The sequence below is a fragment of the Phenylobacterium sp. genome (assembly GCF_030651755.1).
Taxonomy (GTDB): Bacteria; Pseudomonadota; Alphaproteobacteria; order Caulobacterales; family Caulobacteraceae; genus Phenylobacterium.
Genome location: NZ_JAUSBZ010000059.1, coordinates 1 through 19,275 on the forward strand (window position 1 = coordinate 1; position 19,275 = coordinate 19,275).

General features: G+C 66.3%; 19 protein-coding genes and 1 tRNA gene. 17 read left to right on the top strand and 3 right to left on the bottom strand.

Annotated elements, in window-relative coordinates; translation table 11 throughout:
• Positions 1–279: 279 nt before the first annotated feature.
• The 8 genes from Q7V15_RS06135 to Q7V15_RS06170 all read left to right on the top strand — a co-directional run bounded on the left by Q7V15_RS06135 (position 280) and on the right by Q7V15_RS06170 (position 8,296).
• Entirely contained in the window at positions 280–1,107 is an 828-nt protein-coding gene (locus Q7V15_RS06135) for a flagellin (RefSeq protein WP_304754548.1), read from the top strand.
• Positions 1,108–1,254: 147 nt separating this feature from the next.
• Positions 1,255–1,524: a flagellar protein FlaG gene (locus tag Q7V15_RS06140; RefSeq protein ID WP_304754549.1), complete on the top strand. Its 270-nt coding sequence runs from the start codon at positions 1,255–1,257 to the stop codon at positions 1,522–1,524.
• A 193-nt stretch (positions 1,525–1,717) separates the two neighbouring features.
• Complete coding sequence (locus Q7V15_RS06145; protein WP_304754550.1) at positions 1,718–2,548, top strand: flagellin; 831 nt, start codon at positions 1,718–1,720, stop codon at positions 2,546–2,548.
• Positions 2,549–2,695: 147 nt separating this feature from the next.
• Positions 2,696–5,476, top strand: coding sequence for a hypothetical protein (locus Q7V15_RS06150; RefSeq protein WP_304754551.1), 2,781 nt, complete (start codon positions 2,696–2,698; stop codon positions 5,474–5,476).
• Between the two features lie 226 nt (positions 5,477–5,702).
• On the top strand, positions 5,703–6,401 hold the full coding sequence (locus Q7V15_RS06155) for a hypothetical protein (RefSeq protein WP_304754552.1): 699 nt from the start codon (positions 5,703–5,705) through the stop codon (positions 6,399–6,401).
• A gap of 39 nt (positions 6,402–6,440) precedes the next feature.
• Positions 6,441–6,827: a hypothetical protein gene (locus Q7V15_RS06160; RefSeq protein WP_304754553.1), complete on the top strand. Its 387-nt coding sequence runs from the start codon at positions 6,441–6,443 to the stop codon at positions 6,825–6,827.
• Positions 6,828–6,925: 98 nt separating this feature from the next.
• Positions 6,926–7,399 carry a single-stranded DNA-binding protein gene (gene ssb, locus Q7V15_RS06165; protein ID WP_304754554.1) on the top strand — a complete coding sequence of 158 codons (474 nt, stop codon included), beginning with the start codon at positions 6,926–6,928 and terminating at the stop codon, positions 7,397–7,399.
• Between the two features lie 207 nt (positions 7,400–7,606).
• The gene (locus tag Q7V15_RS06170) at positions 7,607–8,296 is read left to right on the top strand and encodes an alternative oxidase (RefSeq protein ID WP_304754555.1); all 690 of its coding nucleotides are present in this window, start codon (positions 7,607–7,609) and stop codon (positions 8,294–8,296) included.
• An 84-nt stretch (positions 8,297–8,380) separates the two neighbouring features.
• Here Q7V15_RS06170 and Q7V15_RS06175 read toward each other — a convergent pair whose 3' ends face one another.
• Complete coding sequence (locus tag Q7V15_RS06175) at positions 8,381–8,821, bottom strand: DUF3617 family protein (RefSeq protein WP_304754556.1); 441 nt, start codon at positions 8,819–8,821, stop codon at positions 8,381–8,383.
• A 293-nt stretch (positions 8,822–9,114) separates the two neighbouring features.
• Between Q7V15_RS06175 and gyrA the strand changes: the two genes are divergently transcribed.
• The 5 genes from gyrA to Q7V15_RS06200 all read left to right on the top strand — a co-directional run bounded on the left by gyrA (position 9,115) and on the right by Q7V15_RS06200 (position 14,029).
• Positions 9,115–11,793: a DNA gyrase subunit A gene (gene gyrA, locus Q7V15_RS06180; RefSeq protein WP_370689775.1), complete on the top strand. Its 2,679-nt coding sequence runs from the start codon at positions 9,115–9,117 to the stop codon at positions 11,791–11,793.
• Between the two features lie 62 nt (positions 11,794–11,855).
• The gene (coaD, locus tag Q7V15_RS06185) at positions 11,856–12,347 is read left to right on the top strand and encodes a pantetheine-phosphate adenylyltransferase (protein WP_304754558.1); all 492 of its coding nucleotides are present in this window, start codon (positions 11,856–11,858) and stop codon (positions 12,345–12,347) included.
• A complete protein-coding gene (locus tag Q7V15_RS06190; protein WP_304754559.1) occupies positions 12,347–12,697 on the top strand; it encodes a nuclear transport factor 2 family protein in 351 nt (116 codons plus the stop codon). Before coaD ends, Q7V15_RS06190 begins: the two co-directional genes overlap by 1 nt.
• Before the next feature lie 4 nt (positions 12,698–12,701).
• Positions 12,702–13,568: a peptidylprolyl isomerase gene (locus Q7V15_RS06195; protein ID WP_304754560.1), complete on the top strand. Its 867-nt coding sequence runs from the start codon at positions 12,702–12,704 to the stop codon at positions 13,566–13,568.
• A complete protein-coding gene (locus tag Q7V15_RS06200; RefSeq protein WP_293320703.1) occupies positions 13,568–14,029 on the top strand; it encodes a peptidylprolyl isomerase in 462 nt (153 codons plus the stop codon). The genes Q7V15_RS06195 and Q7V15_RS06200 overlap by 1 nt, the downstream gene beginning before the upstream one ends.
• Before the next feature lie 26 nt (positions 14,030–14,055).
• Here Q7V15_RS06200 and Q7V15_RS06205 read toward each other — a convergent pair whose 3' ends face one another.
• Complete coding sequence (locus Q7V15_RS06205) at positions 14,056–15,051, bottom strand: endonuclease/exonuclease/phosphatase family protein (protein ID WP_304754561.1); 996 nt, start codon at positions 15,049–15,051, stop codon at positions 14,056–14,058.
• Between the two features lie 64 nt (positions 15,052–15,115).
• On the opposite strand from Q7V15_RS06205, the gene queA reads away from it, so the two are divergent.
• On the top strand, positions 15,116–16,192 hold the full coding sequence (queA, locus tag Q7V15_RS06210) for a tRNA preQ1(34) S-adenosylmethionine ribosyltransferase-isomerase QueA (RefSeq protein ID WP_304754562.1): 1,077 nt from the start codon (positions 15,116–15,118) through the stop codon (positions 16,190–16,192).
• Positions 16,192–17,307: a tRNA guanosine(34) transglycosylase Tgt gene (gene tgt / locus Q7V15_RS06215; protein WP_304754563.1), complete on the top strand. Its 1,116-nt coding sequence runs from the start codon at positions 16,192–16,194 to the stop codon at positions 17,305–17,307. The genes queA and tgt overlap by 1 nt, the downstream gene beginning before the upstream one ends.
• On the opposite strand, the gene Q7V15_RS06220 is transcribed toward tgt, so the two are convergent.
• Complete coding sequence (locus Q7V15_RS06220; RefSeq protein ID WP_304754564.1) at positions 17,292–17,885, bottom strand: hypothetical protein; 594 nt, start codon at positions 17,883–17,885, stop codon at positions 17,292–17,294. The two genes, tgt and Q7V15_RS06220, sit on opposite strands and share 16 nt — an antisense overlap.
• A 119-nt stretch (positions 17,886–18,004) precedes the next feature.
• Here Q7V15_RS06220 and Q7V15_RS06225 point away from each other — a divergent pair.
• Both Q7V15_RS06225 and arsB read left to right on the top strand, forming a co-directional pair.
• Positions 18,005–18,079 (top strand) — tRNA-Lys (locus Q7V15_RS06225).
• Between the two features lie 118 nt (positions 18,080–18,197).
• Positions 18,198–19,268, top strand: a complete 1,071-nt coding sequence (gene arsB / locus Q7V15_RS06230) for an ACR3 family arsenite efflux transporter (RefSeq protein ID WP_304754565.1) — start codon at positions 18,198–18,200, stop codon at positions 19,266–19,268.
• Positions 19,269–19,275: the final 7 nt, after the last annotated feature.

Genomic DNA, 19,275 nt, shown 5'->3' on the forward strand with positions numbered 1-19,275 from the left:
GAGCGTTGCGCCGCCCGGCAGACTTTTCACCAGGCAGGCTGCGCCCGGCAATTTTTGCTGGGCGCCAATGGGCAGAAAGTGCCGGGTATTTCGAGGGTCGGCATAATTTGCCGGGCCAAAACGTGCCTAATGCACCTATAACGCAATGATTCCAGATATTTGAGAGCGGGGCTCCCGCCAAGGCGACTTGGCGCGCCCGTTGCTGCCATTAGGTCCGGGCAAAACGCCCACGGCGGTCAAAACGACGGCCGGTTTCCTTAAGAACAAGGACCTAGGCGCATGAATAGCGTTAACACCAATATCGGGGCCATGGTCGCCCTGCAGAACCTCAATAAGACCAGCAGCCAACTTGGTGAAGTTCAGAACCGTATCAATACGGGCCTGAAAGTCGCCAGCGCCAAGGACAACGGCGCGATCTGGGCCATCGCTCAGAACCAGCGTTCGGAATCGGGCGCCCTCAACTCGGTCAAGGAAAGCCTCCAGCGCTCGATCTCGACGGTGGACGTGGCCCTCTCGGCCGGTGAGAGCATCTCTGACACCCTGCTCCAGATGAAGGAAAAGGCCCTGGCCGCTTCCGACACCACTCTGGACGCCGCCAGCCGCACGGCCCTGAACGACGACTTCAAGGCCCTGCGCGACCAGCTGACCAAGGTTGTGAACAACGCCGAGTTCAACGGCGCCAACATGATCAAGGCCACGACCCCCACCACGGTGGCGGCCCTGGCTTCGGCCGACGGCGTGAACAAGATCACGGTCGCCGCTCAGAGCCTGGCGCTCGGCGGGGCGAACGTGACCGTCACGGCCACGGCCTCCATCGGCACCCAGACCACCGCGGCGGCGATGATCGCCACGATCAACACCTCGATCGCCAACGTGTCCTCGGCCCTGTCCAAGCTCGGCACCGGCTCCAAGGCCCTGTCGTCGCACTTCAGCTTCGTGAGCAAGCTGCAGGACACGATCGACGCCGGCGTGGGCAACCTCGTCGACGCCGACCTGGCCAAGGAGAGCGCCCGTCTCCAGTCGCTGCAGACCAAGCAGCAGCTGGGCATTCAGGCGCTGTCGATCGCCAACAGCTCCAGCTCCTCGCTGCTGGGCCTCTTCCGCTAACGAGCGTTCCGGGTCCAGGCGTCTGACGTCTGGATCCGGCTGTGGAAGGCGGGGAGGGCGACTTCCCCGCCGGCCGCAGTCCTCATTTAGGGAGGCTGGCGACAGCAATGCGCCAGCCAAGACAGGATGGAAAATCGAGTGGCGGCTGTGGCGGCCACGAACAGAGCAAGCTTCGATCGGCCGGCCCCCCAGACGAGCCGCGCCCCATCGGATCCCGCTCCGCGGCCCGCCCCGAAGTCTGAACAGGCCGACGTCCGGCTGATCATCGAGGAAGACCCCAATCTGGGGGCCTATGTCTACAAGACTGTCGATCGCCACACCGGCGAAGTCATCTCGCAGATGCCGCGGGAAGAGGTCCTGAAGATGCGGGAGCGCGCCGATTACGAGACCGGCGACGTGGTCAGCACCCAGGTCTGAGCCTCCGCCCGACCCTTTGGGGGCTCGGCAGAAGATGAGTCCTTTCAACCGCCTCGGCTTGCCGCGGCGGTCGCCGCCGTGTGCGCGTTAACCATCTAGACACCATGATTCCATAGCTTGCCCTTCGAACAGCAACCCGCGACTCGGCCCGAGGAGGCGAGGCGGGTCGCGGACGAAGAAGGAGGTCCGGGCCATGGCGATCAGCGTTCACACCAATAAGTCTGCATTGGTCGCTCTGCAGAATCTGAATCGGACCAATGACGAACTGTCCGGCGTGCAGAATCGCATCAGCACGGGATTGAAGATCGGCAACGCCAAGGACAACGCGTCCGTCTGGGCGATCGCCCAGGGCCAGAGGGCCGATATCGGCGCCCTTGGCGCGGTGAAGATGAGTCTCAACCGCGCGCAGTCCATCTCGGAAGTCTCCATGGCGGCGGGCGAGTCGGTCTCCGATCTGCTGGTCCAGCTCAAGGAGAAGGTCGTCGCGGCGATGGACACGTCGCTCGACGCCTCCTCGCGGACGGCGCTGGACTCCGACTTCAAGTCGATTCTCCGCCAGATCACCCAGGTCGTTGAAAATTCTGAGTTTGATGGCGCCAACATCCTGGATGGATCGGTCGCAGGCTCAATCCGGTTCCTGGCGAACGCCGACGCCAACGCCTACATCACCCTGACCACCCAGAACATGTCCTTGGGCGGCGGCATCATCACCATGGCGGCGACGGCGTCGATCACGACGGCGACGCTGGCGACGGCCATCCTCAGCCAGCTCGACGCCTCGATCACCAATGTGAACCAGTCCCTCGGCAGTCTGGGGGCCCAGGCCAAGCAGATCGAGGCCCACAACAAGTTCGTGTCCAAGCTCACCGATGTGCTGACCTCGGGCGTCGGCAACCTGGTGGATGCTGATCTGGCCAAGGAGAGCGCCAGGCTGCAGGCCCTGCAGGTCCAGCAGCAGCTTGGCGCCCAGGCCCTGTCGATCGCCAATGAGGCGCCGCAGGTGATCCTCTCCCTCTTCCGCTAGGGCCGACCCGTTTGACTCGTGATGGGGCGTCAGAGTGACCCGGATCAGGACCCTGATCCGGGTCCTTTGCCCATGCGCGTTAACACCCTGTAAGCTCGGCCTGTCCGACAATGGCGGCGCAGGCCCTCGCCTGCGAAAGGCGCGCCTGTGATCGGTTTCGATTCCAACCTGCTGGTGAACTACTACCAGTCCAAGCTCGGAGGGGTTGGCGGCGCCTCGTCGACGGCTTCGGGCGGCGTCGCGCGGAAATACGCCCCCACGGCGCCCTGGTCCCCCCAGGCGACGCCTGTCGACACATCAGCCCTCCTCAAGGCGGCCCTGCAGGGCTCGAAACTCATTGATGAGAGCGCCGCCACGCTCGATCTGGCTGGCGCCAGCTCCGACTACAAGAAACTCTTCGCCCTGTATCAGGGGCTCGCCACCCTGACCTCCCTGGCGGAGCGGGCCAACGCCAAGAACCTGACCAGCTTCGACTCGGCGCGCGTCCTTTCGGCCTTCACCAAAGGCATGGCCGAACTGACCAACTATGTGAACGCCGCCAAGTTCGACAATGTGCGCCTGGGGTTCGCCGAGGTGGCGGACACGGCCCGGGCCACGGTGGGGATCGCCCGCGCCAAGACCGAATATGTGACCCAGCCCCTGGTCACCGGCGTCGCCGATGGCCCGGTCCCGGCCTTCGCTGGCGATGTGAAATTCGACATCTCGATCCAGCAGATCAACACCAGTCTCAGCATCCATATCGACCTTGCCGAGATGGGCGCCCAGACGCGCACCCTGCCCAATGTGATCAACCACATAAACGCAAAGCTGGAGGCCGCTGGAGTCACCACCCGGTTCGCTCAGGAGCGGATCCCGGGGGCGGAACGCTCCTATCAGTCCGGCGGCAAGACCATCAAGCTCGCGCCCAGTCCTGACCAGTGGGCGATGAAGATCAAGACCGACATCACCGAGAAGGTCACCTTCTCGGCCGTCGAGACCGCGCCGGCCATCTATCTGACCCAGAAGGTCGGCGACCCCGACCCCGATGGGAAGCCGGACACCAAGGACGGGGTGCAGTTCAATCAACTGCTGAAGTTCCAGACCGAGACGGGCGCCGTGGCGGCGCCGCTGCAGCCGGCGGGCGAGGCCAACTGGGTGGAAGGCCGCATCTTCGCCAAGCCCCTTGAGGGCGCCATCGAGACGGTGCGGGCCACCCAGGTGGGGCCGGACGGTTCGGTCTACATCCTGGCTGACATCAGCGGCGCAACCGGCGGCCAGTCCATCAAGGGCGACCGTGACGTCGCCCTGATGAAGTATGACTCGGCGGGCAAGCTTCTCTACACCCGTGTGCTGGGCGCTTCGGAAAACGCCAAGGGCCTGGCCCTGGCTGTCTCGGCTGACGGCCAGGTGGCCGTGGCCGGCTCGGTGACCGGGGGGCTGAACGGATCGGTGGACGGCCCCCTGAATTCCAGCGCCTCGGCGGCCCTCACCGACAAGAGCGACAGTTTCGTCACGGTGTTCAACGACAAGGGCGAGGAGCTCTGGACCGCCCGCCGCGGCGCACGGCTTGAGGATGAGGCCAGCCAGATCGCATTCGGGTCCGACGGCACGCTCTACGTCGCAGGTCGGTCAAAATCGACCATGCCTGGGACCACCGCTCTTGGCGGTTGGGATTCCTATGTTGAGGCCTTCAGCGTCAACGGACAGGGGGTGGCCCAGCCCCAGTTCACTCAGTCCTTTGGCACCGCCGGAGATGATCGGCCTGCGGGCCTGGTCGTCGATGGCGACGCCCTGGTGACGGCCACGATCGAGAATGGTCGGGCGGTGATCCGACGCTTCGACATCTCTGGGGGCACGCCCGTTCAGGTCGCCATGCGGGATCTGGGCGACCTTGAAGGGGGCACGATCACCGGTCTGGCCCTCGACAATGGTCAGCTGATCATCGCCGGCTCCACGCGAAACACAGCCCTGGACGCAGGAACGGTGACCCGGGCCCATGCCGGGGGCGTGGACGCCTTCGCCGCGCAGATTTCCGCAGACCTCAGCCTCGGACCCACGGACGCCGTGGCCTATTATGGCGGGGCAGGGGATGATCAAGCCGCGGGTCTGGCGGTGTCTGCTGGTCAGGTGTGGATCACCGGGCAGGCGGGCGGGGCCTTGCCTGGCCACACCACCATGGGCAAAGCCGACGGTTTCCTGGCGCGACTGGATATCGCCGCCGGCGCTGTGGCCTGGTCCCAGCAATTCACGGGCAAGGAAGGGCACGCTTTGCCCGGCTCCATCGCCATCGCCCAGCAGGGCGCCAGCGTTCTGGACAGGCTTGGTCTGCCGTCTGGCGAGCTCAAATTCAGCGACTCCGCCAAGCTGACCTCGGTCAGCGCCCTGAGACCGGGCGATCAGTTCAACATCATCGCCAATGGCGGCCGACCCAAGGCCATCACCATCGCCGTCGATGAAACCCTTGAGAGCCTGATGCTCAAGATCCGGCGTGAGACCGGATTCCAGGTCAAGGTCGAGACCACCGTCACCGAGGGGGTGCGGCGCCTGCAGATCAAACCCCTCAATGCGCGATCTGTGATCGAGCTTTCCCCCGGCAAGACGGGTCAGGACGCGCTGGCCATCCTCGGTCTGAAGGAGGGCATCGTCCGCGCCAGCAAGATTGAGGACGGCAAGACGGTGTCGGCCGATGGCAAGGCGGATTTCTTTGGGCTGGGCCTTCACTCGGGGATCAACCTGGGCAGCCCCGAACAGATCCGCCACGCCATATCCGAGCTCACCCAGGCCCAGGGCGTCATTCGCAAGATCTATACGGCCCTGCGTGACGCTGCGACGCCCAAGAATGTCCTTGCGCAGCGGGCGGCGGCCTCCAGCGGACAGGCGTCAGCCTATATGACAAGCCGGATTGCGAACTATCAGGCGGCCCTCGATCGCCTGACCGGCGGCGGCTAGGGATCATGCGATCAGGCGCACCCGCCGGATGAGCAGGGTTCGACCTCAGACCGGACTCCATATTTCCGGCGCGCGCTCCAGGCCCGCTTCTTGAAACCTTTACACGGGCGGTCTAGAGGCGACCTTGGATCGCGCAGGCCAGCTCTGCGCGTAGCGAAGGCCAATTTTGTCGGCGCGCTTTGGGCGCTGATGTGATCTTTGGCAGGAACCCCGCGTGCGAGGCCCCATGGATTTCCTGAACGATCGTCGCATCGTGCTGTCCTTGATCGGCGGCGCCCTGGCCTTGCTGGCCGGCATGGGCATTGCGGTGGGGCTCCTCGCCCGGGGCGACGACGAGCCGGCGCAAGCGCCGCCCGCCTCCAAGGCGGGTCTGGTGGTGGAAACCACCGAGGGTGACGATGGCCGCCTCGATCCGGCCCGGCCGCTGCGGTGTTTCGTCGGCGGTCAGTTTGTTGGTGAGGTCACGCTTACGGAGTGCGCCCAGCGCAATGGCGTAGCCACAGGCGCCCTGGACGTGGGGGTCGATGAAACCGGCGCCCTGGCCGCCGCCGATGCGGCTGGCACCGTGCTCACACCCTTGCCGCCGCCAGTGGAGACCGTGACCCCGGCGGCCCCCGCCCTCGCAGCGCCGCCGCCCCAGGCGGCCGCCCCGGGACCGATCGCCCAGGCCAGCGCGCCGGCGGGCGCCTGCTGGCGCTACACCGAGGCGGAATGGCGGCGGATGCCCGGTGATCTGACGCTCAACGCCTGTGTCCAGGCCCTGTTCGCGGGGCGGTGCGAAGTTCAAGGGGCGGCGACCTATGGCCGTTGGATGCAGCAGACCCTTCGGCTGGTGCCGGGGCGGGTGGAGGTTTCGGCCGACAATCGTCGCTTCCGGACCCTGGCCGATCAGGGGCCAGGCTGCGCCATTCCCCCCATCGGTTGACGCCTCGCGCGCGCCGCGAAGCGGGTGTAGGATTTAGCCATGTTGAGAACCGTCATCCTCTTGGGCGCATGCGCCCTCGTCCTCGGCGCCTGCCAGAAGCGAACCACCCCGCCAGGGGACCGCGGGGTCTGTTATCAGGTGGTGCGCACCCCCGAGGGGACGCTGAAATACAACAAGATCCCCGGCGCGCAGCCGGACCTCGAGCACTGCGCGGCGGCGCTTGAGGCGATCCGGGTTCGCTTCCTGCAGATGGGCGGGACCACGCGAACCCTGGTCGGCGCCTACCAGGGCAACTTCATCTTCGTGCAGAGCGAAGGGATTTTCACCTCTCCCTCCTGGGAGCAGAATCGGTATCTGGCCCTGGTGCGCACCGGTGATGGTCGCCTGGCCATCCCAGGCGCCATGCCGCGGGCGCCGGCGCCGTGAGAACGTAAATGGAACATCGGCGTTGATCCCGGCGCCCCTGCGGGCTAGCCTGAAGGCTGGTCCAGGCAACCTTCTTTCAGAGTTTCAAGGATTTCGACATGGCGGGCAGCGTCAATAAGGTCATTCTCGTCGGTAATCTGGGGGCCGACCCGGAAATTCGCGCCCTGTCGTCCGGCGACAGGGTCGCCAACCTCCGGATCGCCACGTCGGAAACCTGGCGCGACCGCGCCTCGGGCGAGCGCAAGGAGCGCACCGAGTGGCATCGGGTGGTGATCTTCAACGAGAACCTGGTGAAGGTGGCCGAGAGCTATCTGCGCAAGGGCTCCAAGGTCTATATCGAAGGCGCCATCCAGACCCGCAAATGGACCGACCAGAGCGGCGTGGAGAAGTACTCCACTGAGATCGTTCTGCAGAAATTCCGCGGTGAGCTGACCATGCTGGATGGCCGTGGCGGCGACAGTGACGAGGGCGGCGGCTCCGGCGGCGGCTTCTCGTCCAGTGGCCCGCGCAGCCAGCCGTCCGGCCCCCGTGAAGACTTTTCCGCGGACCTGGACGACGAAATCCCCTTCTAAATCTCCGCCTATCGCGAGCACGGATTTGCGGCCGGTCCTGTTTCAGGGCCGGCCGTTGTCATGCCTGGGGTCGGGTTGAGCCATGGTCAAGCCTACGCACAGCTACCTAGGGGGTGAGGCGGAATTTTGTGAGCCGGGGGAGGGGTCTATCAATCTGCTCAGTGATTTATCGCCCTCACCGCAGGGCGCGTATCAAGGATCAACCCCATGACCGCCCCCCTCGTCGACCTCTCCGTCCACCACGCGCCCAAAGGGGTGTCGGACGCCGTCGCCCTGGGCTTCACCAAGCTGCTGCGCTTCACCGCCGACACCTTCTTCGCCAAGCGCTATGGCCATCGGGCCGTGGTGCTGGAGACCGTGGCGGCCGTACCGGGCATGGTTGGAGCCACGATCAACCACCTGACCTGTCTGCGCCGGATGTGCGACGACAAGGGCTGGATCAAGACCCTGATGGACGAGGCCGAGAATGAGCGGATGCACCTGATGACCTTCATCGAGGTCGCCAAGCCGACGGCCTTCGAGCGCTTTGTCATCGTCGCCGTCCAGTGGGTCTTCTATCTGTTCTTCTTCGGCCTCTATCTGGTCTCGTCAAAGACCGCCCACCGGGTGGTGGGCTATTTCGAGGAAGAGGCGGTGATCAGCTACACCAACTATCTCGCCGAACTGGACGAAGGCCGTTCGCCCAACCTCCCGGCCCCAGAGATCGCCAAGCGCTATTGGGGTCTGCCAGACGACGCCACCCTGCGCGATGTGGTGCTGGTGGTCCGGGCCGATGAAGCCCATCACCGCGACGTCAACCACAGCTTCGCCAATGAGATCGCCGGCCTGCCCACGGGCGCTATCGCCCCTTGCCCGCCGCATGAAGAACTAAAGCCTGCCTGGAAAACCGCAGCCTGACCTTCAGGCGGTGATCGGCGCAAAGAAAGAGGGACGGAGTTCAACACTCCGTCCCTCTGGCGTTTGCGGTTGAAGCGTGGGGTTTTAGTCGGCGGAGTCCTTTGGCGGACAGACGTCACTGATCCGCCGGGCCTCGGTGCTGGCGCGTCCCGAAACCGGGATGCCGGCGAAGGTGGTGGCGATGTTCGCCGTCAGCTTGAAGGTGGTTGGGGTGAAATCCCCTTGGCCCGATACGGCCACCTGCCGACCCTTCTTGCTGACACAGGTGCCCTTCAGCAGGATCTTGCCGCCCGCGAACGAGCGGGTGGGATAGGTGCAGGTGTAGTGCCGGTTGCTCGGCCCCATCATGAACTTCTCGACGTCCGCTGGCGTCAGGCAACGCTTTTCCACGTCCGTCGTGCGGATCGGCGAGAGCATGCGATTTGTGCTCTCCCAATAGCCGGGCAAGATGGTGTCAGCCGCCGCCGCGGGGCCGGCGAGGGCCGCGAGGGCCAGGGCGAGGGGCGCAAAGCGTGTCATCGTCATGTCCTGGTCAATCTAGGAAGTTGGCATAACGCCTTCAACCTGAACCAATCCTGTCATCTCGTGGGGTGGGCGAGGCTTGTCCTAGCCGGGGCGGAGGCACGGTCCCTGGGCCGCGAAGTTGGCGCAGCCGCCGGGGGATGCTAACACCTCAGTTCCCACCTTGTGTCCGATTCTGACGGCTTTTCCCTGCTTTGACAGACGATCTCCATAACCCACCGGAAGCTGGCCGGCGCGGGGGCATCGCCCCTATCGCCATCGAAGACGAGCTGAAGCGCTCGTATCTCGACTACGCCATGAGCGTCATTGTCAGCCGGGCCCTGCCTGACGCCCGTGACGGACTGAAGCCGGTGCATCGCCGCATCCTCTTCTCCATGAGCGAGCAGGGCCACACCCCTGACCGCAGCTATGTGAAGTCGGCGCGGGTGGTCGGTGACGTGATGGGTAAGTATCACCCGCACGGGGACTCGGCGATCTACATGACCCTGGTGCGGCTGGCTCAGCCCTTCTCCATGGGTCTGCTGCTGATTGATGGCCAGGGCAATTTCGGCTCGGTGGATAACGATCCGCCAGCCGCGATGCGCTATACCGAGTGCCGTCTGACCAAGGCGTCCATGTCGGTGCTGGCCGACCTCGACAAGAACACCGTCGATTTCAAGCCCAACTATGACGGGTCCGAACACGAGCCGGCGGTTCTGCCCTCGCGGATTCCCAATCTGCTGGTCAATGGCGCCGGCGGCATCGCCGTGGGCATGGCCACCAACATCCCGCCGCACAATCTGGGCGAGGTGATCGACGCCTGCGTGGCCTATGTGGACAATCCGGATATCGGGATCGAGGAACTGGCCGACATCGTGCCGGGGCCGGACTTCCCCACCGGCGGCGAGATCATGGGCCGGGCCGCCTCGCGGCAGGCCATGCTCACCGGTCGCGCCTCGGTGGTCACGCGCGGCAAGGCCGCCGTGGAGGAAATCCGCAAGGACCGCGAAGCCATCATCATCACCGCCTTGCCCTATCAGGTGAACAAGGCTGGCCTGGTGGAACGGATCGCCGAACTGGTCCGCGACAAGCGCATCGAGGGCGTCGCCGACCTGCGCGACGAGAGCGACCGTGATGGCATGCGCGTCGTGGTGGAGATCAAACGTGACGCCTCAGCCGAAGTGCTGCTGAACCAACTCTACCGCTTCACCCCGCTGCAATCCTCCTTCCCCGTGAACATCCTGGCCCTGGACCGGGGGCGCCCGCGGGAGATGAACCTCCGCGACCTGATCGTGGCCTTTATCGAGTTCCGCGAAGAGGTTGTGGTTCGCCGCACCAAGTTCGAGCTGTCCAAGGCCCGCGATCGCGGCCACGTCCTCGTCGGCCTGGCCATCGCCGTGGCCAATATTGACGAGGTGATCCATATCATCCGTTCGTCGAAGGATCCGGCCGAAGCTCGCGAACGCCTGACCGAGCGGGCCTGGCCTGCCGGCGACATGATGCCCCTCGTCGATCTGATCGCCGATCCGCGCACGGTGCTGCTGGAAGGCTACCAGATCCGCCTGACCGAGGAGCAGTCCCGGGCCATTCTGGCGCTGACCCTCTCGCGTCTCACCGGTCTTGGTCGTGATGAGATCTTTGGCGAGGCTGGCGAACTGGCCGGCGCTATCAAGGGCTTTCTTGAGATTCTCGCTTCCCGCGAGCGGGTCATGGGCATCGTCCGTGACGAGTTGATCGAGGTGAAGACCGCATTCGCCGTGCCCCGCAGGACCGAGATCCTGGAAGGCGGCGGGGATATGGACGATGAGGACCTCATCGCCCGCGAAGACATGGTCATCGCCGTCACCCATTCCGGCTATGTGAAGCGCACGCCGCTGGCCACCTACCGGACCCAGCATCGGGGCGGCAAGGGCCGCTCTGGCATGTCCATGAAGGAAGAGGACGTGGTCACCCGCGTCTTCTCCGCCAATACCCATACGCCGGTGCTGTTCTTCTCCTCCGGCGGCAAGGTCTACAAGCTGAAGGTCTGGCGTCTGCCTGTTGGTGCGCCGAACTCCCGCGGCAAGGCCTTCGTCAACTTGCTGCCCATCGAGCCCGGCGAGGCGATCACCTCGATCCTGCCCCTGCCCGAGGATGAGAGCAGCTGGGATCAGTACGACGTCATGTTCGCCACGCGATCGGGCAATGTCCGGCGCAACAAGCTGTCGGACTTCGTGCAGATCAACCGCAACGGCAAGATCGCCATGAAGCTGGACGAGGGCGACGCCATCATCGGCGTGGCCGTCTGTCAGGCTGATCAGGACGTGCTGCTGACCACCTCGACCGGCCGCTGCATTCGCTTCTCGGTGGAGGACGTCCGCGTCTTCGCCAGCCGTGACTCCACCGGCGTGCGCGGCGTGCGCCTGGCCCAGGGCGACAGCGTCATCTCCATGGCCATCCTACGCTCGGTCGATGCGACGCCGGCCGAGCGGGCGGCCTATCTGAAGCACGCCACCGCCACCCGTGCGGCGGAGTCCGGCGAGGCCGAGGAACCCACCGCGCCGGAAACCGGCGAGGACGAGGATGTCGAGGCCGGCGAACAGGCCTTGTCCCTGGAGCGGATCGCCGCCCTGGGCGCGGCTGAGGAGTTCATCCTCACCGTTTCCTCCGAGGGTTTTGGCAAGCGCAGCTCTGCCTATGACTTCCGCCGCACCGGCCGCGGCGGCCAGGGCCTGATCGCCCAGGACCTCACCAAGCGCGGCGGCAAACTCACCGCCTCATTCCCGGTGGAGGAGGGCGACGAGATCCTGCTGGTCACCGACCAGGGCCAGTTGATCCGCACGCCAGTGGGCCAGGTCCGCATCGCCGGGCGCAACACCCAGGGCGTGACCATCTTCCGCACGGCGGCCGATGAACACGTGGTCTCGGTGGAGCGCTTGGCCGAGGGCTCGGATGGCGCCATCTCCGAGGATGATGAGGGCGCTGGTGGCGATCCAGGGGCCGTCAGCGAGGATTAGGCCTTGCATTCGTCGGGTTGCGCGGCGAAAGCCGAACCAAATAGAACACGGGGAAACGTCGCATGACCCGCATCGGGCTCTATCCGGGCACCTTCGATCCGATCACCAATGGCCACGCCGACATCATCGGCCGGGCGGTCAAGCTGGTGGACAAGCTGGTGATCGGCGTGGCGGTGAACGCTGGCAAAGGTCCAATGTTCTCGCTGGAGGAGCGGGTGGCCATCATCAAGGCTGAGACCGCGCCCCTGGCCGCTGCGATCGAAATCGACGTCCAGCCCTATGAAGGCCTGACCCTGCAGTTTGCGCGACAGGTCGGGGCCGGCATGATCATCCGCGGCCTGCGGGCCGTGGCCGACTTCGAATACGAGTTCCAGATGACGGCCATGAACCAGCAGCTCGATCGTGAGATCGAGACGGTGTTCCTGATGGCCGATCCCCGGCATCAGGCTATCGCCTCTCGCCTGGTCAAGGAGATCGCCACCTTGGGCGGCGAGGTCGGCAAGTTCGTCAGTCCGCGAGTCAAGGAGGCTCTGCTGGCCAAGGTCCGCGGCTAATGCCCGTGGGCGAGGACTTCGCCCAGGCCTGGATCGAGGCCTGGAACCAGCATGATCTGGCCGCGATCCTGCCCCACTATGCCGAGGATGTGGTCTTTACGAGCCCGGCGGCGACACGGATCACGGGCGAGCCCTTGGGCCGCGTTGAGGGTAAGGCGGCGCTGGCGGCCTATTGGGGAGCAGCCCTGCGCCAGGTTCCCGATCTGACCTTCACCCTTCGCGGCGTGTTTGGAGGCGTGAACGGCCTCGCGCTGCGCTATCACAGCTCGCGCACCGACGCCGAGGTGGTCGAGGTGATCCGATTTGGCCCAGACGGTCTGGCGGTCGAGGCCTCCGCCTATTACGAGTGATCCCATGACCCGTATGACCCTGATCGCCGCCCTCGCGCTCGCGACGGTGGCTACGCCCGCCTTGGCGCAGCGTTCCTCCCCACAGCCTCCACCCGCAGCCCTCAAGGCGCCCACCGCCCAGGACTGGCGCACCCCTGACGCCGCCGACGTCATGGTGATCGACACCAACAAGGGTCGGATATTCGTCGAACTCGCCCCGCGCCTGGCGCCGGCCCATGTGGAGCGGATCAAGATCCTGACTCGCCGGGGTTTCTATGACGGGCGCAGCTTCTTCCGCGTCATCGACGTCTTCATGGCCCAGACCGGCGATCCGCTCGATTCGGGCGCCGGCGGCTCGGAACTGCCCGACCTGAGCGCCGAGTTTACCTTCCGCCGAGGCGCGGCCGATCCGTTCGTCCCTGTGGCGGATGCGGGCGCAAGCCAGACCGGCTTTGTCGGCGTCGTGCCGGTGATGACCCAGAGCCCCATGCTGATGGCCATGACGGCCGACCAGAGGATCACCGGATGGGCCCTGTTCTGCCCGGGCGTGGCGGGCATGGCCCGCGGCTCGGAGGAGAATTCGGCCAACAGCCAGTTCTTCCTGATGCGTCAGGCCTATCCCTCCCTCGAAAAGCGCTACACCGCCTTCGGGCGGGTGGTTGCGGGCCTTGAGGTGGTCCGGGCCATCAAGACCGGCGAGCCGGTGGCCGCGCCGCAGGATCAGATGACCCGGGTGCGCATGCTGGCCGATATTCCGGGCGCCGAACGCCCGGCCTTGCGCGTTGTCGACACGGCGGGCCCCTGGTTCGCCGCCCAGGTGGCGCAGATGCGCGCCGAAGACGGGGCCGATTTCTCGGCCTGCAATCTCAAAATCCCCTCCGAGGTAAAGTGATGGATTCCGAAAACACCCTGATCATGACGCTGGAGTCCGGTCCGGTGACCATTCGCCTGCGTCCCGACCTGGCGCCTGGCCACGTGGCCCGCATCAAGGAACTGGCCCGCGAAGGCTTCTATGACGGCGTGGTCTTCCACCGGGTCATCCCGGGCTTCATGGCCCAGGGCGGCGATCCGACCGGCACCGGCTCGGGCGGTTCGGACAAGCCGAACCTGAAGGCCGAGTTCAACGCCGAGCCCCATGTCCGCGGCGTCTGCTCCATGGCCCGCACCGCCGTGCCGGATTCGGCCAACAGCCAGTTCTTCATCTGCTTCGACGACGCCCGCTTCCTGGACGGCCAGTACACCGTCTGGGGCGAGGTCTCCGAAGGCATGGAGCTCATCGACGCCCTGCCCAAGGGCGAGCCCCCGCGCAGCCCCGGCAAGATCGTCTCCATGAAGGTCGCCGCCGACGCTTGAGGCGTAAGTTGCCTCCCGGCCGGCGTTCAGTCGGCCGGGGATAGCGCCAGGGTCACGATCACCGGGAAGTGGTCGGATCCCAGGGACGGCCCGCGCTCCACGCTCACCGTCTTCCAGTCCGACCCCGCATAGACGTGGTCGATGGCCAGGAAGGGCAGGGGCATGTGGATGTTCCAGCGCGAAAACGCCATGGCCGGCCAGGTCAACATGGCGCGGTTGCGTCGCGTCAGGCCCAGCGCCTTGTCCTGACGGCGCAGGGTGAAAGACCAGGGCGTGGCGTTGAAGTCACCGGTGATGATCAGCCGGTCGCGGTCATAGAGTTCGGCGATCCTGGTCAGGCGCAGGCTCTGCTGCTGCTGTGGTCCGGCCGGAACAGGCCAGGTGAAATGGGCGCCAATGACCGTGAAATCCCCCCCTGGCGCGTCAAAAGTGGCCCTTGTGGCGGGGAAATAGGCCCCGTCGCTGACCCGTGGCAGACCGCCGGAAACGGGCGCGGCCTTGCTGTAGATGATCACCTCGCAGCGGTCGTCGGGGTCACAGGTGCGGTGATAATCGCCCCGGGCCTCAAGGGCCCGCTGGAACCGGCGGCTGGATTCTTCGACGACGATGATGTCCGGGTCCTGAGCGACCAGCCAGTCGGCGGTCTCGTCCATGGTCTGGTTTCGACCGCTCCAGGTGTTCATCTGGATGACCTTCAGTCGGGCGAGCTCGGCGCCCTCGGAGTCTGACGCCGGTTGGGTGTTCCGCACCATCTCCGGCAGGATCAGGACGCCGGCGAGCGCCACGGCCAGGGCTGCGGCCCCGAGGGTGACGCGACGCAGCAGGCTCCTGGGCGTCAGGGCGGCCATCAGGGCGGCGACCATGGCCAGGACCAGGAAGACCAGGGCGAAGTGGGTGGCGATATCGAGCCGGTCGCTGAACCGGCCCCCCTGGGCGGCCAGCATGGCCAGCGCTGAGCCCACCGCCAGGGCCGCGGCGATGTCTTCCAGGATCCGGGTGATGACGACTCGCACGAGGCCCATGAACGCGCTCTAGCACGAGCCCGCGCTTGACGCGCGGGGTCTCGCATGGCCTGAGGCGGGTCACATGAAGACCGCTGATTTCGACTTCGATCTGCCCGACAGCGCCATCGCCCTTCGCCCGGCTCAGCCCAGGGATTCGGCGCGCATGCTGCGCGTCACGCCCGGCCAGCCCCTGGCCGACCTGCAGGTGCGCGACCTGCCTGGCGAGTTGCGGGCCGGCGACATCCTTGTGCTCAACGACACCCGGGTGATTCCCGCGCGGCTGAGCGGGCGTCGGACCCGGGACGAGAGCGTCGTGGCCGTGGAGGCCACCCTGCACAAGCGGATCGCGCCCGACCGCTGGAGCGCCTTCATGCGGCCCGGCAAGCGCCTGGCGCCCGGCGACCGGGTGAGCTTCGGCGAGAGCGAGGACCGCGCCTGCCTGCTGGGCGCGCTCGACGCCACCGTGGTCGAGAAGGGGGAGGGCGGCGAAATCCTGCTGGCCTTCGATCTGGCGGGGCCGGCCCTGGACGAGGCGATCAAGGCCCGCGGGGCCATGCCCCTGCCGCCCTATATCGCCGCCAAGCGCCCGGAGGACGATCAGGACCAGACCGACTATCAGACCATCTACGCCCAGGCCGATGGTTCGGTGGCCGCGCCCACGGCGGGGCTGCATTTCACGCCTGAGCTGATGAACCGGCTGAGCCAGGCCGGGATCGAGACCTGTTTCGTCACCCTGCATGTGGGCGCCGGCACCTTCCTGCCGGTCAAGGTGGACGACATCCAAGGCCACCGCATGCACGCCGAATTCGGGGAGGTCAGCCCCGAGGCCGCCGAGCGGCTCAACCGCGCCCGGGCCGCCGGCGGCCGCATCGTCTGTGTCGGCACCACCTCGCTTCGACTGGTGGAGAGCGCGACGGGAGAGGATGGCGTGGTGCGCCCCTTCGCCGACGACACCGCCATCTTCATCACCCCTGGCTACCGGTTCCGGGCGGCCGACGGGCTGATGACCAATTTCCACCTGCCGCGCTCGACCCTGTTCATGCTGGTCAGCGCGTTTTCCGGCCTGGAAACGATGCGGGCCGCCTATGCCCACGCCATCGCGGGCGGCTACCGCTTCTATTCCTATGGCGACGCCAGCCTGCTCTGGAGAGCCCACTGATGGCCGCCTTTCCCTTTGAGATCGCCGCCACCGACGGCGCCGCCCGCACCGGCGTGCTGAAGACCGCCCGGGGCGATATCCGCACGCCCGCCTTCATGCCGGTGGGCACAGCGGCGACGGTGAAGGCCCTGACGGTGGATCAGGTGGCCTCCACCGGGGCGGACATCATCCTGGGCAACACCTACCACCTGATGCTGCGCCCCGGCGCCGAGCGGGTGGCGCGCCTGGGCGGCCTGCACCGCTTCATGCGGTGGGAGAAGCCGATTCTCACTGATTCCGGCGGCTTCCAGGTCATGTCGCTGTCCAACATCGCCAAGGTGACGGAGGAGGCCGTGACCTTCGCCAGCCACATCGATGGCTCACGTCACGTGCTGTCGCCTGAGCGGTCGGTGGAGATTCAGGCCGACCTGCTGGGCTCCGACATCGTCATGCAGCTGGACGAATGCGTCGCCTGGCCGGCGGAGGAAACCCGGGCGGCTGAGGCCTTGCGTCTGTCGGCCCGCTGGGGCGCCCGCTGCAAGGCGGCCTTTGGCGAGCGGGAACACCAGGCCCTGTTCGGGATCCAGCAGGGCTCGACGATCGAGGCCCTGCGCCGGGAGTCAGCCGAGCGCCTGGTGGACATCGGCTTCGATGGCTACGCCATCGGCGGCCTGGCGGTCGGCGAGGGCCATGAGGCCATGTGCGAGGTGCTCGACTATGCGCCCGGCCTGCTGCCGGTCGATCGGCCACGCTATCTGATGGGGGTGGGCAAGCCCATCGACCTGGTCGAGGCCGTCGCCCGCGGAGTGGACATGTTCGACTGCGTCCTGCCGACCCGGTCGGGCCGCCACGGCCAGGCCTGGACCTGGAACGGACCGATCAATCTGAAGAACGCCCGCTTCGCCGAGGATGACGCGCCGCTGGACGAGGCCTCGTCCTGTCCGGCCAGCCGCGACTATTCCAAGGCCTATCTGCATCACCTGGTGAAGGCCGAGGAGATCCTCGGTCAGGTGCTGTTGTCCTGGCACAATATCGCCCACTTCCAGGCGCTGACGGCCGCCATGCGTGCGGCCATCGCCGAGGGCCGGTTCGAGGCCTTCCGTCGGGACTTCAAGGCTGCTCAGCGCACCGGATAGCGGGGGCGCATGTCCTGGCGGATAACCTCAGGCTTTTCCCGGCCATGGAAGGGCGTGGCCGGCGGATTACAGCCGCGGGCTTCCCCCAGCCCCTTCAAATAGGCCCGGCGAACGCCGCCGGCCACGATGGCGTCCCGCACCAGCTTGTCATGCTGCTCGGCGCCGCTGAGCTTTCGGACCCAACCGCGGAAAGGGATGACGTCCTGGGTGAAGCTCGCAACGGCCCCAAGCGCCGTCGAGCGTCCCTGAGCCATCAGGTCGTCGTCGTCGACCCCCTCTTCGTCCAGATCGGCGCCCAGGGCCTGGTTCAGAGGGGTGATCAGGGCGATCAGTTGGGCGCAGGTGGCGGGGTTGGGCCGCTGGTAGGGGTCAGCCTGGGCTTCCAGCAGGACGGGAGGAATTTTGGTCCGTAGGACGTTGACGTCCCGCAGGGGGGCGGAGACGGCGCCTTCGAGACTCTCACGGGTGGCCTGGGACGAGGTCTGCACCTGGGGCGATCCATCCGCACGGGTGGTGGTGCAGCCCGCCAGGGCGAGGGCCAGGACGACAAGGGCGGGGGACAGCAGGTTGCGGGTCATGGCCGTGAGTTTATCCCGCGCTGAGCGGTTCAGGAAACACCCAAGCCTCACTTGCCCGAGTCGGACCTGCGCCCTATGGTCCGCCCCCTTCGGCCGGCGCCCGTCAGGCGTCGCGTCGTGGGCCGGTAGCTCAGTGGTAGAGCATTCGACTTTTAATCGAATGGTCGTGGGTTCGACCCCCACCCGGCCTACCAATCCTCCTTGAGGATGGGTGAGGATTTTCCGCCTTCCGCTGCGACGACTATTCCGTGATTCCAGAATTATGGTAGGAGGTGCTGGGTCCGGCGGCGGGCCGGCCGGGAGAGTGCGATCATGTCGGTGTTCGAGCGCTATCTGACCCTCTGGGTCGCCCTGGCGATTATCGGTGGGATCGGCCTGGGCCAGGTCTTCCCGGACGTTTTCCAGGCCGTCGCCGCCCTGGAGGTGGCCAACGTCAATCTCCCCGTGGCCGTGCTGATCTGGGCGATGATCATCCCCATGCTGGTGAAGATCGACTTCCGCGCCCTGGGCGGGGTGGCCGCCCACTGGCGGGGCATCAGCGTCACCCTGTTCGCCAACTGGGCGGTCAAGCCCTTCACCATGGCCCTGCTGGGCTGGGTGTTCATCGGCTGGCTGTTCCGGCCCCTGCTGCCCGAGGCGCAGATCGAGTCCTATATCGCCGGGCTGATCCTGCTGGGGGCGGCGCCCTGCACGGCCATGGTCTTTGTCTGGAGCAATCTGACCAAGGGCGATCCTCCCTTCACCCTGAGCCAGGTGGCTCTGAACGACACGGTGATGATTGTCGCCTTCGCGCCGATCGTCGCCCTGTTGCTGGGCCTGTCGGCGATCATCGTGCCCTGGGCGACCCTGCTGCTGTCGGTGGCGCTCTACATCCTCACGCCGGTGGCGATCTCACAGGTTCTGCGCGCCTGGCTGATCCGGTCGGGGCGGCTGGAGGCGTTTCTGAGCGCGGTTCAGCCCGTCGCCATCGCCGCCCTGCTGGGCACCGTGGTGTTGCTGTTCGCCTTCCAGGGAGAACAGATTCTGGCCCAGCCGCTGGTGATCGGTCTGCTGGCGGTGCCGATCATCATCCAGACCTATTTCATCTTTGGCCTGGCCTATCTGCTGAACCGGGCGACGGGCGAGATCCATTGCGTCGCCGGACCGTCGGCCCTGATCGGCGCCAGCAACTTCTTCGAGCTGGCCGTGGCTGCGGCCATCAGCCTGTTCGGCTTCCAGTCCGGGGCGGCCCTGGCCACGGTGGTGGGCGTGCTGATCGAGGTGCCGGTCATGCTGACCCTGGTGGCGCTGGTGAACCGGTCACGGCCTTGGTACGAGGCTGGCGGCGCGGTGAGGCGACGGCAGGCCGCCGCCTCTGGCTCGCTCAAGCCCAAGTCGCCTTAAGTCCCGG

Bases quoted from the DNA above. Each gene is read 5' to 3' on its own strand.
- Q7V15_RS06135 (WP_304754548.1), top strand. From the start codon at position 280: ATGAATAGCGTTAACACCAATATCGGGGCCATGGTCGCCCTGCAGAAC.
- Q7V15_RS06145 (WP_304754550.1), top strand. From the start codon at position 1,718: ATGGCGATCAGCGTTCACACCAATAAGTCTGCATTGGTCGCTCTGCAG.
- Q7V15_RS06155 (WP_304754552.1), top strand. From the start codon at position 5,703: ATGGATTTCCTGAACGATCGTCGCATCGTGCTGTCCTTGATCGGCGGC.
- Q7V15_RS06160 (WP_304754553.1), top strand. From the start codon at position 6,441: ATGTTGAGAACCGTCATCCTCTTGGGCGCATGCGCCCTCGTCCTCGGC.
- ssb (WP_304754554.1), top strand. From the start codon at position 6,926: ATGGCGGGCAGCGTCAATAAGGTCATTCTCGTCGGTAATCTGGGGGCC.
- Q7V15_RS06170 (WP_304754555.1), top strand. From the start codon at position 7,607: ATGACCGCCCCCCTCGTCGACCTCTCCGTCCACCACGCGCCCAAAGGG.
- Q7V15_RS06175 (WP_304754556.1), bottom strand. From the start codon at position 8,821: ATGACGATGACACGCTTTGCGCCCCTCGCCCTGGCCCTCGCGGCCCTC.
- gyrA (WP_370689775.1), top strand. From the start codon at position 9,115: ATGAGCGTCATTGTCAGCCGGGCCCTGCCTGACGCCCGTGACGGACTG.
- coaD (WP_304754558.1), top strand. From the start codon at position 11,856: ATGACCCGCATCGGGCTCTATCCGGGCACCTTCGATCCGATCACCAAT.
- Q7V15_RS06190 (WP_304754559.1), top strand. From the start codon at position 12,347: ATGCCCGTGGGCGAGGACTTCGCCCAGGCCTGGATCGAGGCCTGGAAC.
- Q7V15_RS06195 (WP_304754560.1), top strand. From the start codon at position 12,702: ATGACCCGTATGACCCTGATCGCCGCCCTCGCGCTCGCGACGGTGGCT.
- Q7V15_RS06200 (WP_293320703.1), top strand. From the start codon at position 13,568: ATGGATTCCGAAAACACCCTGATCATGACGCTGGAGTCCGGTCCGGTG.
- Q7V15_RS06205 (WP_304754561.1), bottom strand. From the start codon at position 15,051: ATGGGCCTCGTGCGAGTCGTCATCACCCGGATCCTGGAAGACATCGCC.
- queA (WP_304754562.1), top strand. From the start codon at position 15,116: ATGAAGACCGCTGATTTCGACTTCGATCTGCCCGACAGCGCCATCGCC.
- tgt (WP_304754563.1), top strand. From the start codon at position 16,192: ATGGCCGCCTTTCCCTTTGAGATCGCCGCCACCGACGGCGCCGCCCGC.
- Q7V15_RS06220 (WP_304754564.1), bottom strand. From the start codon at position 17,885: ATGACCCGCAACCTGCTGTCCCCCGCCCTTGTCGTCCTGGCCCTCGCC.
- arsB (WP_304754565.1), top strand. From the start codon at position 18,198: ATGTCGGTGTTCGAGCGCTATCTGACCCTCTGGGTCGCCCTGGCGATT.